Annotated in this window: 12 protein-coding genes; 8 read left to right on the plus strand and 4 right to left on the minus strand. The window is 70.6% G+C overall.

Annotation, left to right across the window (positions count from 1 at the left end; translation table 11 throughout):
* Window positions 1-23: 23 nt before the first annotated feature.
* A complete protein-coding gene (locus tag AC1KAT_RS03720) occupies window positions 24-2,297 on the plus strand; it encodes a RelA/SpoT family protein (protein WP_480322905.1) in 2,274 nt (757 codons plus the stop codon).
* Window positions 2,298-2,425: 128 nt separating this feature from the next.
* Here the strand turns inward: AC1KAT_RS03720 and greB are convergent, their stop codons facing one another.
* Window positions 2,426-3,013: a transcription elongation factor GreB gene (gene greB / locus AC1KAT_RS03725; protein ID WP_480322907.1), complete on the minus strand. Its 588-nt coding sequence runs from the start codon at window positions 3,011-3,013 to the stop codon at window positions 2,426-2,428.
* A gap of 201 nt (window positions 3,014-3,214) precedes the next feature.
* On the opposite strand from greB, the gene AC1KAT_RS03730 reads away from it, so the two are divergent.
* From AC1KAT_RS03730 to AC1KAT_RS03755, 6 genes are all read left to right on the plus strand, one after another.
* On the plus strand, window positions 3,215-3,910 hold the full coding sequence (locus AC1KAT_RS03730) for a paraquat-inducible protein A (RefSeq protein WP_480322909.1): 696 nt from the start codon (window positions 3,215-3,217) through the stop codon (window positions 3,908-3,910).
* Window positions 3,907-4,641 (plus strand): paraquat-inducible protein A, encoded by a 735-nt coding sequence (locus AC1KAT_RS03735; RefSeq protein WP_480322911.1) that lies wholly within the window; start codon window positions 3,907-3,909, stop codon window positions 4,639-4,641. The genes AC1KAT_RS03730 and AC1KAT_RS03735 overlap by 4 nt, the downstream gene beginning before the upstream one ends.
* Entirely contained in the window at window positions 4,634-6,304 is a 1,671-nt protein-coding gene (locus AC1KAT_RS03740; protein ID WP_480322913.1) for a PqiB family protein, read from the plus strand. The genes AC1KAT_RS03735 and AC1KAT_RS03740 overlap by 8 nt, the downstream gene beginning before the upstream one ends.
* Entirely contained in the window at window positions 6,301-6,945 is a 645-nt protein-coding gene (locus AC1KAT_RS03745; RefSeq protein WP_480322915.1) for a PqiC family protein, read from the plus strand. Before AC1KAT_RS03740 ends, AC1KAT_RS03745 begins: the two co-directional genes overlap by 4 nt.
* 167 nt (window positions 6,946-7,112) lie before the next feature.
* Window positions 7,113-7,415: a hypothetical protein gene (locus AC1KAT_RS03750; protein WP_480322917.1), complete on the plus strand. Its 303-nt coding sequence runs from the start codon at window positions 7,113-7,115 to the stop codon at window positions 7,413-7,415.
* A gap of 170 nt (window positions 7,416-7,585) precedes the next feature.
* Window positions 7,586-7,990: a hypothetical protein gene (locus AC1KAT_RS03755; protein WP_480322919.1), complete on the plus strand. Its 405-nt coding sequence runs from the start codon at window positions 7,586-7,588 to the stop codon at window positions 7,988-7,990.
* Between the two features lie 36 nt (window positions 7,991-8,026).
* On the opposite strand, the gene AC1KAT_RS03760 is transcribed toward AC1KAT_RS03755, so the two are convergent.
* Genes AC1KAT_RS03760 through AC1KAT_RS03770 form a run of 3 tightly spaced genes read right to left on the minus strand, consistent with a single transcriptional unit; the run spans window position 8,027 to window position 10,587 of the window.
* Complete coding sequence (locus AC1KAT_RS03760; RefSeq protein ID WP_480322921.1) at window positions 8,027-8,851, minus strand: ChaN family lipoprotein; 825 nt, start codon at window positions 8,849-8,851, stop codon at window positions 8,027-8,029.
* Window positions 8,848-10,098 carry an SUMF1/EgtB/PvdO family nonheme iron enzyme gene (locus AC1KAT_RS03765; RefSeq protein ID WP_480322923.1) on the minus strand — a complete coding sequence of 417 codons (1,251 nt, stop codon included), beginning with the start codon at window positions 10,096-10,098 and terminating at the stop codon, window positions 8,848-8,850. Before AC1KAT_RS03765 ends, AC1KAT_RS03760 begins: the two co-directional genes overlap by 4 nt.
* A 9-nt stretch (window positions 10,099-10,107) precedes the next feature.
* Window positions 10,108-10,587, minus strand: coding sequence for a hypothetical protein (locus AC1KAT_RS03770; RefSeq protein ID WP_480322925.1), 480 nt, complete (start codon window positions 10,585-10,587; stop codon window positions 10,108-10,110).
* A gap of 135 nt (window positions 10,588-10,722) precedes the next feature.
* On the opposite strand from AC1KAT_RS03770, the gene dinB reads away from it, so the two are divergent.
* Complete coding sequence (gene dinB, locus AC1KAT_RS03775; RefSeq protein ID WP_480322927.1) at window positions 10,723-11,946, plus strand: DNA polymerase IV; 1,224 nt, start codon at window positions 10,723-10,725, stop codon at window positions 11,944-11,946.
* Window positions 11,947-11,966 lie beyond the last annotated feature (20 nt).

The following is an 11,966-nucleotide window of genomic DNA, read 5'->3' on the forward strand; positions in this document are numbered from 1 at the left end:
CCGATCCACAGTAAATTCCACGCATGAATGCCCGCGCACCGAGCTCGCTGCGAGAACCGAATGGCCCTGGTGGACGGCGTGGTGCCCCCTCGCCCTCGCCTTCGGCCACCGACGCGGCGGCGGCCTCTTTTGCGGCGCTGACCCACAAGCTCGACTACCTCGACCCGGCCGACATCAAGCGCGTGCGCGACGCGTACCGCTTTGCCGACGAGGCGCACCTGGGGCAGTTCCGCGCAAGCGGCGAGCCTTACATCACCCACCCCATCGCAGTGGCCGGCCTGTGTGCCGACTGGAAGCTCGACGCGCAGGCCATCATGGCCGCGCTGATGCACGACGCGATGGAGGACTGCGGCGTCACCAAGGTCGAGTTGATCGAGCGCTTCGGCGCGCCGACCGCCGACCTGGTCGATGGCCTCACCAAACTCGACAAGCTGCAGTTCTCGACCCGCGAGGAGTCGCAGGCCGAGTCGTTCCGCAAGATGCTGCTGGCGATGGCGCGCGATGTTCGCGTGATCCTCATCAAGCTCGCCGATCGCCTGCACAACATGCGCACGATGGAGGCCATGGCGGGCCACAAGCGGGCACGCATCGCCCGCGAGACGCTCGAAATCTATGCCCCCATCGCGCACCGCCTGGGCCTGAACCAGACCTACCGCGAGCTGCAGGAGCTGTCGTTCAAGCACCTGCAGCCCTGGCGGCATTCGGCGTTGTCGAAAGCCGTGCTGCGCGCGCGGGGTTACCGGCGCGACATCGTCGACCGCATCCAGCGCGAGGTCGAGAAGGCCTTTGCCGACGCGAGCCAGAAGGTGCAGGTCTTCGGCCGCGAGAAGACGCTCTACTCGATCTACAACAAGATGCGCGAGAAGCACCTGAGCTTCGCGCAGGTGAACGACATCTTCGGCTTTCGCATCGTCACCAGCACGCTGACCGAGTGCTACATGGCGCTGGGCGTGCTGCACCAGCTGTACAAGCCGATGCCAGGCCGCTTCAAGGACTACATCGCCATCCCGAAGGCCAATGGGTATCAGTCGCTGCACACAACGCTGGTGAGCCCGCTGGGCACGGCGGTCGAATTTCAGATTCGCACCGAGCCCATGCATGCGGTGGCCGAAAAGGGCATCGCCGCGCACTGGATGTACAAGGCCGGCAACGAGGTGCAGGACCCGCAGCGCCTGGGCGCCATGTGGCTGCAGTCGCTGGTGGACATCCAGGACGAAACGCGCGATGCGAGCGAGTTTCTCGAACACGTGAAGATCGACCTCTTCCCGGATGCGGTCTACGTGTTCACGCCCAAGAGCAAGATCATGGCGTTGCCGCGCGGCGCCACGCCGGTGGACTTCGCCTACGCGATTCACTCCGACGTCGGCGACCACTGCGTGGCGGCCAAGGTCAACGGCGACCCGGTCGCACTGCGCACCGAACTGCGCAGCGGCGACGTGGTCGAGGTCGTCACCGCCCCAGGCGCACGGCCGAACCCGGGCTGGCTGAACTTCGTGCGCACGGGCCGGGCGCGCTCGAAGATCCGCCACTACCTCAAGAACATGGAGCAGGAAGAGTCGCAGCAGCTCGGCGAGAAGCTGCTCGCGCAGGCGCTGCGCTCCGAAGGCCTGACGCTGCCCGAGCTGGACGCGAACGACAGCACCTCGCACGCGCTGTGGCAACAGGTCACCCGCTGGAGCGGCAACCGCACGCGCGGCGACCTGCTGATCGACATTGGCCTCGGCCGCAAGATCGCTTCGATCGTCGCCAAGCGGCTCGCGCAGCTGATGCACGAGCGCGGCGTCAAGCCCGACGCGTTGACGCTGACGATGGGCCGCTACGGGGCCGACGACAGCACGCCGACGCAAGGCCTGGTGGTGATCGACGGCGGCGAAGGCGCCTCGGTGCAGATGGCGCCGTGCTGCCGGCCGATCCCGGGCGACGCGATCGTCGGCTACCTCGGGCGCGGCGAAGGGCTGGTGGTGCACACAGCCGATTGCGGCATCGGCAAGCGGCTGTTCGAGCGCGACAGCGAGCGCTGGATGTCGGTGGAGTGGTCCGAAGAGCCGACCCGGCCGTTCGAGACGGCGGTGAACATCCTGCTGAAGAACGGCAAGGGCGTGCTGGCGCAGGTGGCGTCGGCGGTCAGCGCCTCCGAGGCCGACATCACGCACATCGACATGGGCGAAGAACCCGCCGGCGACACGACCGAGCTGAAGCTGCTGCTGAGCGTGCGCGACCGGCAGCACTTGGCCGACGTGCTGCGCACGCTGCGGCGTGCGGCGCCGGTGCTGCGGGTCATCCGCGTGAAGCCTTAGCCCCCCAGTCGCTGTCGCTCCTGCCCCCGAGGGGCGCCACCCCTGTGGCCGGGAGACCCGGTCCACGGGGCGTTGCTGGATGGGCCCGGCGCTATCGCGCGGGGTCGCCACTGCCACCAGCCAGCTTTCTAGCTGCGGCTGGTGCCTGGATATTCGGGCGCGGGCTTCGGGTACTGCACGTCCACGACCTCGACGCGCTGCGGGCCGCCCGGCGTCATCAACTGCACCTCGTCACCCACCCGTGCCTTCAGCAGGGCGCGCGCGATCGGGGCGATCCAGCTCACCTCGCCTTGCAGGCTGTCGGACTCGTCGATGCCCTTGATGGTGATGGTGCGTTCGTCGCCCTTCGCGTCGGCGTAGGTCACGGTGGCGCCGAAGAAGACCTGGTCGTTGCCGTGGTGCTGGGACGGGTCGGCCACCTCGGCGATGTCGAGGCGCTTGGTGAGGAAGCGGATGCGCCGGTCGATCTCGCGCAGGCGCTTCTTGCCGTAGAGGTAGTCGCCGTTCTCGGACCGGTCACCGTTCTTCGCGGCCCATGACACGACCTCGACGACCTTGGGACGCTCCACGTCCAGCAGGCTCATCAGCTCTTCGCGCAGGCGGCGGTAGCCGTCGGGGGTGATGTAGTTCTTGGTGCCGGCAGGCAACGCGGGGACGGCGATGTCGTCGTCCTCGTCGCCCGAGGTGTCGGTTTCCTTGGTGAATGCCTTGCTCATGGGGCGAACATAACCGAGCCGCACGCGCCCCACACAATGGCCCCATGCCCGCCGCCGCCACCGGCTGCCGGGCCCAGCCGAGCCAAGCGTTGGACCGGCGCGACGAGCGGGGCGCCCGGCTGCGGGTGAAGCCCCCGTCCTACAGCGCAGCCACCGGGTGCTGACCTAGCATCGGGCGGGGTCTTTCAACGAGCGACCGCATTGAACGCTTCGACCAGAACCAAGCTCGCCCGCTTCGCCGCCCGCTGGGACGACCCGGCCGCGTGGATGGCTGTGCCCTTGCGCGCCGAGCCCACGCTGGTGGTATGCGACGAATGCGGCACCGTGCACGAGCGCCTGCACCTCGCGCCTGGCCAGGTCGCGCACTGCCTGCGCTGCAACGCACTGCTGGGGCGCCGCCACATCGTCACGCCCAACGGGCTGGCCGCCTTCGCTTTGGCGACGCTGGTGTTCCTGCTGGTGGGCAACTGGGCGCCTCTGGCCACGCTCGACTTGCGCGGCATCCGCAGCGAGTTCACCCTGCCCGAGGCCATCGCCCACACCTGGCAAAGCGGGCAGGCGCTGGTGGCCGTGTTGTCGGCGCTGACGGCCATCGTCTTTCCGCTGCTGCTGACGCTGTTGCGGCTGTATGTGCTGCTGCCGTTGGTGCTGGGGCACGTGCCCAAGCACTTCGTGCCGGCCATGCACCTGCTGGCCTTCACCACGCGCTGGAGCATGGTCGAGGTGCTGATGCTCGGCGCGCTGGTGGCCATCGTGCGCAGCGCGGGCCTCGCGCAGCTGACGCCGGGCATGGGCCTGTTCGCGTACGCGGCGGTGACGCTCTTGCTCACGTCGATCTCGGCCGCCGGGCTGCACATGCTGTGGAACCTGCCCAAGCGGCTGGTGGCACGCCCATGACCTCGAAGCTGACACCCCCGCTGCGCACCGCCGATGCGTGCGGCCTTTACGGCTGCCGCACCTGCGGGATGGTGTCGCGCCCGCTCGCGGCCATCGAGGACGGCGCCCCCGCACCGCTGCATTGCCCGCGCTGCGGCACCGCGCTCGACCACGAACGCCGCGGCAGTCTGCGCCGCACCTGGGCGTTCACGCTGGCGGCGCTGCTGCTGTACGGGCCGGCTAACACGCTGCCGATCATGACGACGGTGACGCTCTTCGGCAGCAGCTCGCACACCATCCTCGGCGGCATCGGCGAGCTGTGGGCCTCGGGCGACTGGGCGCTGGCGGTGATCGTCTTCGTGGCCAGCATCGGGGTGCCGCTGCTCAAGCTCTTCGTGCTGCTGCTCTTGTGCGCCACGGCCGAGCGCCGGTCCACCTGGCGTTCGCTCGAACGGGCGCAGCTCTACCGCCTGCTGCAGGCGGTGGGGCACTGGTCGATGCTCGATGTGTTCGTCGTGGTGCTGTTGGTGGGCATGGTGCAGTTCACGCCCTTCGCGGGCGTGCGACCCGAACCCGGCCTGCTGGCCTTCGGCGCGGTGGTGGTGCTGAGCATCCTGGCCGCCGAGTCCTTCGACCCGCGCATGCTGTGGCCCCGCGCCTCCGCCCCCGCAGCCCCGACCACCGTCGCCTCAGCCCGCCCGATCTCGCCGACCCCGTCTTCACCCCTTGCGCCCACCGCCCCCGATGCCTGACACGCCTGAGCTTCCGCCCGACACGTCGGCCCCCGAGCCGGCCGTGCCCACACCGCGCACGCGCACCTGGCGCGGGCCCTCGCTGGTGTGGCTGGTGCCCATCCTCGCGCTGGCGGTCGGGGTGTCGCTGATCGTGCAGAGCCTGCTCGACAAGGGCCCGCGCGTCACCATCGAGTTCAACTCGGCCGAAGGCATGCGGCCCGGGCGCACCGAGGTCCGCTACAAAGAGGTAGTGGTCGGCCGCGTAGACGCGGTGCAGCTCACGCCCGACCGCAAGCGCGTGCGCGTGTCGGTGCAGCTCGACCGCTCGGTGTCGAACATCGCGGTGGAGGACACGCGCTTCTGGGTCGTGCGCCCGCGCATCGACACGGCCGGCGTCAGCGGCCTCGAAACCCTGTTCTCGGGCGCCTACATCGGTGTCGATGCCGGCGTGTCGGACGACAAGCGCACGCACTTCGAAGGCCTCGAAGCCCCCCCCTACGTGCTGCGCGGCGAGCCCGGCCGCGGCTTCGTGCTGCACACGCAAGACCTCGGCTCGCTCGACGTGGGCTCGCCCATCCTGTACCGCCGCACGCGCGTGGGACGGGTCGTGGGCTACAAGCTCGACCCCGAGAAAGACGAACTCAACGTGCAGATCTTCATCGAGGCGCCGTATGAAGGCCTGGTCAATTCGCAAACCCGCTTCTGGAACGTCAGCGGCGTGGACGTGACCGTCGGCGCCGATGGCCTGACGCTCAACACGCAGACCCTGTCGTCGGTGATCTCGGGTGGCGTGTCGTTCGAGCGGCCGCCCGGCACGCAGGGACTGCCGGTGGCCGAAGACGGCACGCGCTTCGAGCTGTTCGGCAACCGCAAGAGCGCGATGGCCCCGCCCGATGGCCGGCCCATCGCCGTGCGCATGGTGTTCGACCAGTCGGTGCGTGGCCTGTCGGTCGGTGCGCCGCTCGACTTTCTGGGCATCGAGATCGGCAAGGTCACGGCGATCCGCCTGCGCTACGACCGCCGCCGCCAGCGTTACCCGGTCGAGGTGCAGGCCGAGATCTACCCGCTGCGCCTGGGCGAGGTGCGCGACACGGTGGTCGATGGCGCGGCCAGCGAAGTTGCGCGCGACCGGGCCCTGCTGCAGCGCCTGGTCGAAGGCGGCCTGCGGGCACAGGCGCGCACCGGCAACCTGCTCACCGGGCAGATGCACGTGGCGCTCGATTTCATCCCGAGCCCGCGCAGCGCCAACCCCGACGACAACGACACGGCACCGTTCAAGATCCCCACCGTGCCGGGCACGCTGAGCGAGGTGCAACCGCAGATCGCCGAGATCGTCGCCAAGATCAACAAGGTGCCCTTCGACGAGATCGGCCGCAACCTCAACGACACGCTCACGCAGGCGCGCGGCGCCATCGGCAAGCTGACTCCCGAGGCGCAGAAGTCGCTGGCCGAGGTCAACAAAACGCTGGGCGCGGTGCAAGACTCGCTGAACCGCGTCGACCGCAACCTGCTCGACCCCAGCGCGCCGGTGCAGCGCAACGTCGAGCAGACGCTGAGCGACCTGCAGCGCGCGGCGCAATCGTTGCGCGTGCTGAGCGACTACCTGCAGCGCCACCCCGAATCGCTGCTGCGCGGCAAACCCGAAGACCCGGCGCTGCCGGGCGGAGGCACGACCCGATGACCCCACGCTGGTGTTCCATCCCACCGCACACGCTGGCCCTCGCGGTGATGGCCGTGGCGATGGGCGCTTGCTCGTCCACCCCCGCGCCGCGCTTTCACAGCCTGGTCGGCAACGCACCGGTGGGCGAACGCGCCGCACCGGCCTTCGTGGTCGAGCTGGGGCCGGTGGGCGTGCCGGCGGCGGTCGATCAACCGCAATGGGTGCTGCGCCTGCCCGACGACAGCCTGCGCGTGCTGGAGCGCGAGCGCTGGGTCGCACCGCTGCGCGACGAGTTTCGCGCCGCGCTGACGCAGCGCTGGACGCAGGCCTGGGGCGGTGTCGATGCGCGCTCGGCCCTCGCCCCCTCGGCCCTGCCCGCGTGGCGTGTGCGGTTGGATGTGACGCGCATGGAGTCTGTCACCGGCCGCGAAGCCTGGATCGAAGCGACCTGGTCGGCCACGCCCTTCGCACGCAACGGCGGCGAGCCGCTCGTGTGCACGAGCACCGTGCGCGAAACGGCCACCGGCGATGCGCTCGACCTGGGTGCCGGCCACCGCCGCGCCGTGCTCAGGCTCGCCGACGACATCGGCAGCCGCCTCGCGGCGCGCTCGCGGGGACAGGCGGCGGGGTGCGCCGCATCGACCGCACCAGGGGCGCCGTAGATCGTCCGTTTCGAATCAAAAATGGGGGCGTGTGAGGGTCAGGCAATCGCGGCATCTGCGTGCTCGGGGGCCACCGGCTCTGACAGCCTCCCAGCCCCGTCCACCCATACCACGGCCCGAAGCCCATGCACCCCTCCGCCATTTTCGAAGTCACGTACACCGCCCCCATGGCCCTGGCCAGCCTGGGGGGCCTCATCGCCCTCTACTGCAACTGGAGCCGCCTCGGTTCGGCGGCTGAGCTGGTGCTGCTGGCCCTGGTCACCAAGTTGCTGGCCTTCGGCCTGCAGGCCGGGTCGGCCCACTGGTTCTACACACAGATCGAAGAAGGCGCCTCGATCTCGTCCTTGACCAGCGTGCGCAGCATCATCGGCGTCGCGATCTCGCTCATGGCCGCCGCTTCCTGGATCCTGCTCATCGTGGCGGTCTTCATCGGCCGGAACCGCGCACCGATCACCCGCACCGTCGAGTGACCCCCGCAAGATGCGCCGGTCTCGCCGTCGTTGCTGAACCGCCGAGATCACGCATGGCCGGCGCACATCCACTGACACGTCAAACCCATTCCTCCATGCGACCACGCCGACCCACCCCGACACGCCGGCGGCACGCACGCGTCCTGGCCCTGGCCCTGTGGCCGCTGCTCATGCCGCTCGACACCCGCGCCGCGCCCGGCAGCGAGCTGCTCGGCTGCTGGAGCGCACGCGGCATCGTCTCGCACCTCGCGGATGGATCTGCCCAGGAAATTCGCGGTCAGGCCTGCACGATGGCCGTGCGGGCCCAGCAGATCGTCACGACCTGCCAGCTGTCGCAGGGGCGCAGCTACGTGGCCGAATACAGCTACCAGATCGTCAAGCCCGGCACCTACCGCGCGACGGTCACTTCGAACTCGGTCCAGCCCAGCCTGGTCGGCTCGGCCCGCGACTACCACTACGAGGTGTCCGGCGACCGCCTGCGCGTGACCACCCACCCGCCCGCCCCGAAGCCCCCGCCACCGACCGCGGCGGTGCGGGTGGTCTCCGAATCCGAGCGCGTGGCGTGCGAGAAGTAAGGCCCCGCGCCGGCGCTGCGGTACGGAAGCGGTGCGCTACGACCTAGGGACGGACGCCGGCGCAGACGGCGGACGCTGCTGAAGCTGCTGCTTCAGTCCCTCGCAGGGGTCGGGCGTGGGCGTCAACTGCGCTGGGCGGCGCTCGTCGGCCACCAGGCCCGAGGGCTCGCCGAACAGCACCACGCGCAGCGCTGAAGGCGGCACACCCGAAGCCGCCAGGTGCAGCGGCACGCCCCGGTCGCGCGACGCGTGGTGCGCGCCGGCCAGCAGCAGCACCTGCCGCCCGGCCACGGCGCCCGACAGCGCCTCGGCGACGGTGGCCGCCATGGCCCGGTCGCGCGCGATCTGGATGCGCACCATCGGCGCCATCTGCGATTCGGGCAACAGGCCGCAGTGACCGTCGCGCACGGCGGCCGTCAGTTGCCCACGCGCAGCCTCGGGCACGGTGGCGTCGAGCGATGCGTCGCGCATCGCGTCACGCATGCCCGCGCGCGGCAGGTTGCCGCCGAGCACCGGCACGCCCGCGCGCACGGCGGCCATCACCACCGGGCCGTACTGCGCCCAGGGCCAGCCCGCGTCGTTCCAGCGCAGCGCGGCCTGCGTGCGGGCCTCGTCGGCGTCGCGCGGCAAGGCCGCCGTGCCGTGGCCTTGTTCGACCATTTCAAGCACCACGGCCTGCAGGCGCCCTTCGGCGGCCAGCGTGCGCACGGCTTCGGCCACCTGGCGCTGCTGGTCGAGCTGGTCGTGCTGTTCGCCGAACACGAGCACGCGTTCGCGGCCCGGCGGGCCGGCCGACTGGCACGCCGCCAGCGCCAGCGCCGCCAGTGCGAGCAACGCGACCAGCCGCGTGCGGGCCGTCATTCGAAGCTGCAGCTGCGAAAGCCGACGAACAGCAGGTCGTGGTCGGTCGGTTGAAATTCGCGGTGCCGCCCATGGCGGATGCGCTCGCGCGTGGCGAACGACGCGCCGCGCAGAACGCGGTCGCTGCCGAAGGCGGGCGGCAGGCTGGCCGACCACGCGCCGGGCACGAAGCCGGGGTACGGGCGGGCAGTGCCGGCGGTCCATTCCCACACATCGCCCCAGCGAAAGCCGCGCGGGGCGCCCAGGTGCGCAGCCAGTTCCCACTCGACCTCGGTCGGCAGGCGGCGCCCGGCCCAGCGGCACCACGCGTCGGCCTCGAACCAGCTCACGTGCAAGGCCGGTTGGTGCAGCGGCACCCGCGCCATGCGGCCCCAGCGCTGCAGCAGCACGGCCTGGCGCATCTGGTCCACATAGCGTGGGCTGCGGCGGCCTTCGCGCTGCAGCCAGGCCCAGCCCTCGGGCGTCCACCAGCGGGCATCGTCGTAGCCGCCGTCTTCGACGAACTCGCAGAACTGCGACCAATTCACCGGCTGCGCGTCGATCTCGAAGTCGGGCACGTCCACCTCGTGCGCCGGGCGCTCGGTGTCGAACACGAAGCCTTCCTCGTCGCTGCCCATGCGCCAGCGCGTGGCCGGAAACGACAGCGCATCGCGCGGCGGTGCGCTTTCGAGCCGGGGCACCAGGCCCGCGTCGAAGCCGGTCGCCTGCGCCAGCACGGCAAACGCCTCGGCGCGCCACTCTTCGTGAAACAGCGCCAGGCGAAAGAAGAACAGCGACTCGTCGTCTTCGTCGGCCCGGTCGAGCAGTTCGAGCGTGGTCTCCAGCGTGTCGATCAGGTACTGCCGCACCGAAGGCAGCGGCGGCAGGCCCCGGCCCTGGCGACGCGCGCGCGGCGAAAGCGTCGGGTCGTACAGGCCATCGGCCTCGGGGTCGAGCGAGGCAAGGCGCGGCACGCGCAGGTCGGCGCCGTCACCGCGGTGGCGCTGCACGTTGCGCAGCACCACGTGCTCTTGAAACCAGCCGATGTGCCCGAGCAGCCACTCGGGCGAGTCGAGCCGCGGGTGGTCGGGCAGGGCCAGCGGGGCCTGCCCTTCTTCGGGCGCACGGTTCAGCGCGTCTTCGAAGGCGTGGCTCCAGCGCAGCGTGTGGTTGCGCGCGTCCATCAAGGCCAGCGACAGCAGCGACTTGCCCGCACGCCGCATGCGCGGCCCGTCGATGGGCGGGGCTTCGAAGTCCAGGGTGCTCATGGCGTCCCCTCAGAGCGCCTCTTCGGCTTCGATGGCCAGCGCCACGGCGATCACCGTGAACACCACCAGAATGACGAACGCGATCAGCAGCGGCACGAGCCACGACCGGCGCGGGTAGCGGTCGCCGAAGCGGCCCGCGACGTACTTCGTCTGCGCCGACGCCGAGGCGATGGCCCACGCGACCAAAAGCGCCAAGCCACCCACGCGCGACAGCAGATCGAGCGCCACCGACTCGGGCGCCGCCAGGGCCAGGAACATCGACGCGGCCGTGGCCACGATGCTGCCGATGAACCACGCCTGCGAGTTGGCGGCACGGGCCGGCTCGCCGAGCGCCCGCCAGTTCTTCATGTGCAGGAAGGCGCCGAACACGGGCGAGAACAGCAGGCTCCACAGCATCGCAGCGCGTGGGTTCCACAACGCGGGCGCGTCGGCCAGGGGCGTCATGTCGGCAACGGCGGCTTTGGGAGGGGCGTAGAGGTTTTGACTCACGGGGCAGGCGCTTGAGATGGAAGCCGACCATGGTAGCCAAGCCCCACCCACGGCGTCGCCGGGCTTGCCCCACCCACTGGATGAAAATACAGTCCCGCATCGCACCGCCGCGCCCCCTGCCGAACGCCCCTCGCCATGTCCCGCCGCCTGATCGCCCACCTCGACATGGACGCGTTCTACGCCTCCGTCGAATTGCTGCGCTACCCCGAGCTGCGCGGCCAGCCGGTGGTGATCGGCGGGGCGCGGCACTACGGCCCCGAGACGCTGGCCGACGGCACGCGGCGCTTTGCCCGGCTGCGCGAGTACGCCGGTCGCGGCGTCACCACCACCGCCACCTACGAGGCGCGCGCGCTCGGCGTGCACTCGGCGCTGGGGCTGATGAAGGCCGCGCAGCTCGCGCCCGACGCCATCTTGCTGCCCGGTGACTTCGACCAGTACCGCCACTACTCGCGCCTCTTCAAGGCCGCCGTGCGCGCCATCGCGCCGGTGGTCGAAGACCGCGGCATCGACGAGATCTACATCGACCTGAGCGACGTGCCCGGCGCGCAGGCCGATGCCGGTGCGGCCGTGGCACGGCAGTTGAAAGACGCGGTGCGCGAGGCGACGGGCCTGAGTTGCTCGATCGCGGTGGCGCCCAACAAGCTGCTGGCGAAGATCGGCTCCGAGCTCGACAAGCCCGACGGGCTGACCTTGCTGAGCGAGGCCGACGTGCCCACGCGCATCTGGCCGATGGCCGCGCGCAAGGTCAACGGCATCGGCCCCAAGGCCAGCGCCAAGCTCGCTACGCTGGGCATCGAGACCATCGGCCAACTCGCCGCCGCCGACCCGGGCTTTCTGCTCGCGCACTTCGGCAAGAGCTACGGCGCGTGGCTGCACGAAGCCGCGCACGGCCGCGACGAGCGCGTGGTGACGACCTTTCGCGAACCCAAGTCCATCAGCCGCGAAACGACCTTCGAGCGCGACCTGCACGCGGTGCGCGACCGAGCCCGCCTCGGCGAAATCTTCACCGACCTGTGCGTGCGGCTGGCCGCCGACCTGCAGCGCAAGGGCTACGCCGCCAAGACCATCGGCATCAAGCTGCGCTTTGACGACTTCCAGATCGCCACGCGCGACCTGACGCTGCCCGCGCCGACGATGGATGCGAAAGCCATCCGCCGCGCGGCAGGCGAATCGCTCAAGCGCGTCGATCTGTCGCGGCGCCTGCGGCTGCTGGGGGTGCGGGCGGGGGCACTGGTGCCAGCGGGCGCGATGTCGGCCACGCCGACGGCGGCGGTGGCCGCGCGCGAGCCCGAGGCGGTGTACGAGACGCTGTCGCTGTTCGACCCGCTGCCCGAAGCCGCGCCACCCAGCCCCCGCTGACCGGGGTGTCGGCCACGCGC

The organism is Piscinibacter sp. PDB5-1 (assembly GCF_056676035.1).

Excerpts from the sequence above, each read along its gene's own strand:
- dinB (WP_480322927.1), top strand. The coding sequence starts at position 10,723 with ATGTCCCGCCGCCTGATCGCCCACCTCGACATGGACGCGTTCTACGCC.
- AC1KAT_RS03750 (WP_480322917.1), top strand. The coding sequence starts at position 7,113 with ATGGCCCTGGCCAGCCTGGGGGGCCTCATCGCCCTCTACTGCAACTGG.
- AC1KAT_RS03765 (WP_480322923.1), bottom strand. The coding sequence starts at position 10,098 with ATGAGCACCCTGGACTTCGAAGCCCCGCCCATCGACGGGCCGCGCATG.
- AC1KAT_RS03720 (WP_480322905.1), top strand. The coding sequence starts at position 24 with ATGAATGCCCGCGCACCGAGCTCGCTGCGAGAACCGAATGGCCCTGGT.
- AC1KAT_RS03760 (WP_480322921.1), bottom strand. The coding sequence starts at position 8,851 with ATGACGGCCCGCACGCGGCTGGTCGCGTTGCTCGCACTGGCGGCGCTG.
- AC1KAT_RS03755 (WP_480322919.1), top strand. The coding sequence starts at position 7,586 with ATGCCGCTCGACACCCGCGCCGCGCCCGGCAGCGAGCTGCTCGGCTGC.
- AC1KAT_RS03740 (WP_480322913.1), top strand. The coding sequence starts at position 4,634 with ATGCCTGACACGCCTGAGCTTCCGCCCGACACGTCGGCCCCCGAGCCG.
- AC1KAT_RS03735 (WP_480322911.1), top strand. The coding sequence starts at position 3,907 with ATGACCTCGAAGCTGACACCCCCGCTGCGCACCGCCGATGCGTGCGGC.
- AC1KAT_RS03745 (WP_480322915.1), top strand. The coding sequence starts at position 6,301 with ATGACCCCACGCTGGTGTTCCATCCCACCGCACACGCTGGCCCTCGCG.
- greB (WP_480322907.1), bottom strand. The coding sequence starts at position 3,013 with ATGAGCAAGGCATTCACCAAGGAAACCGACACCTCGGGCGACGAGGAC.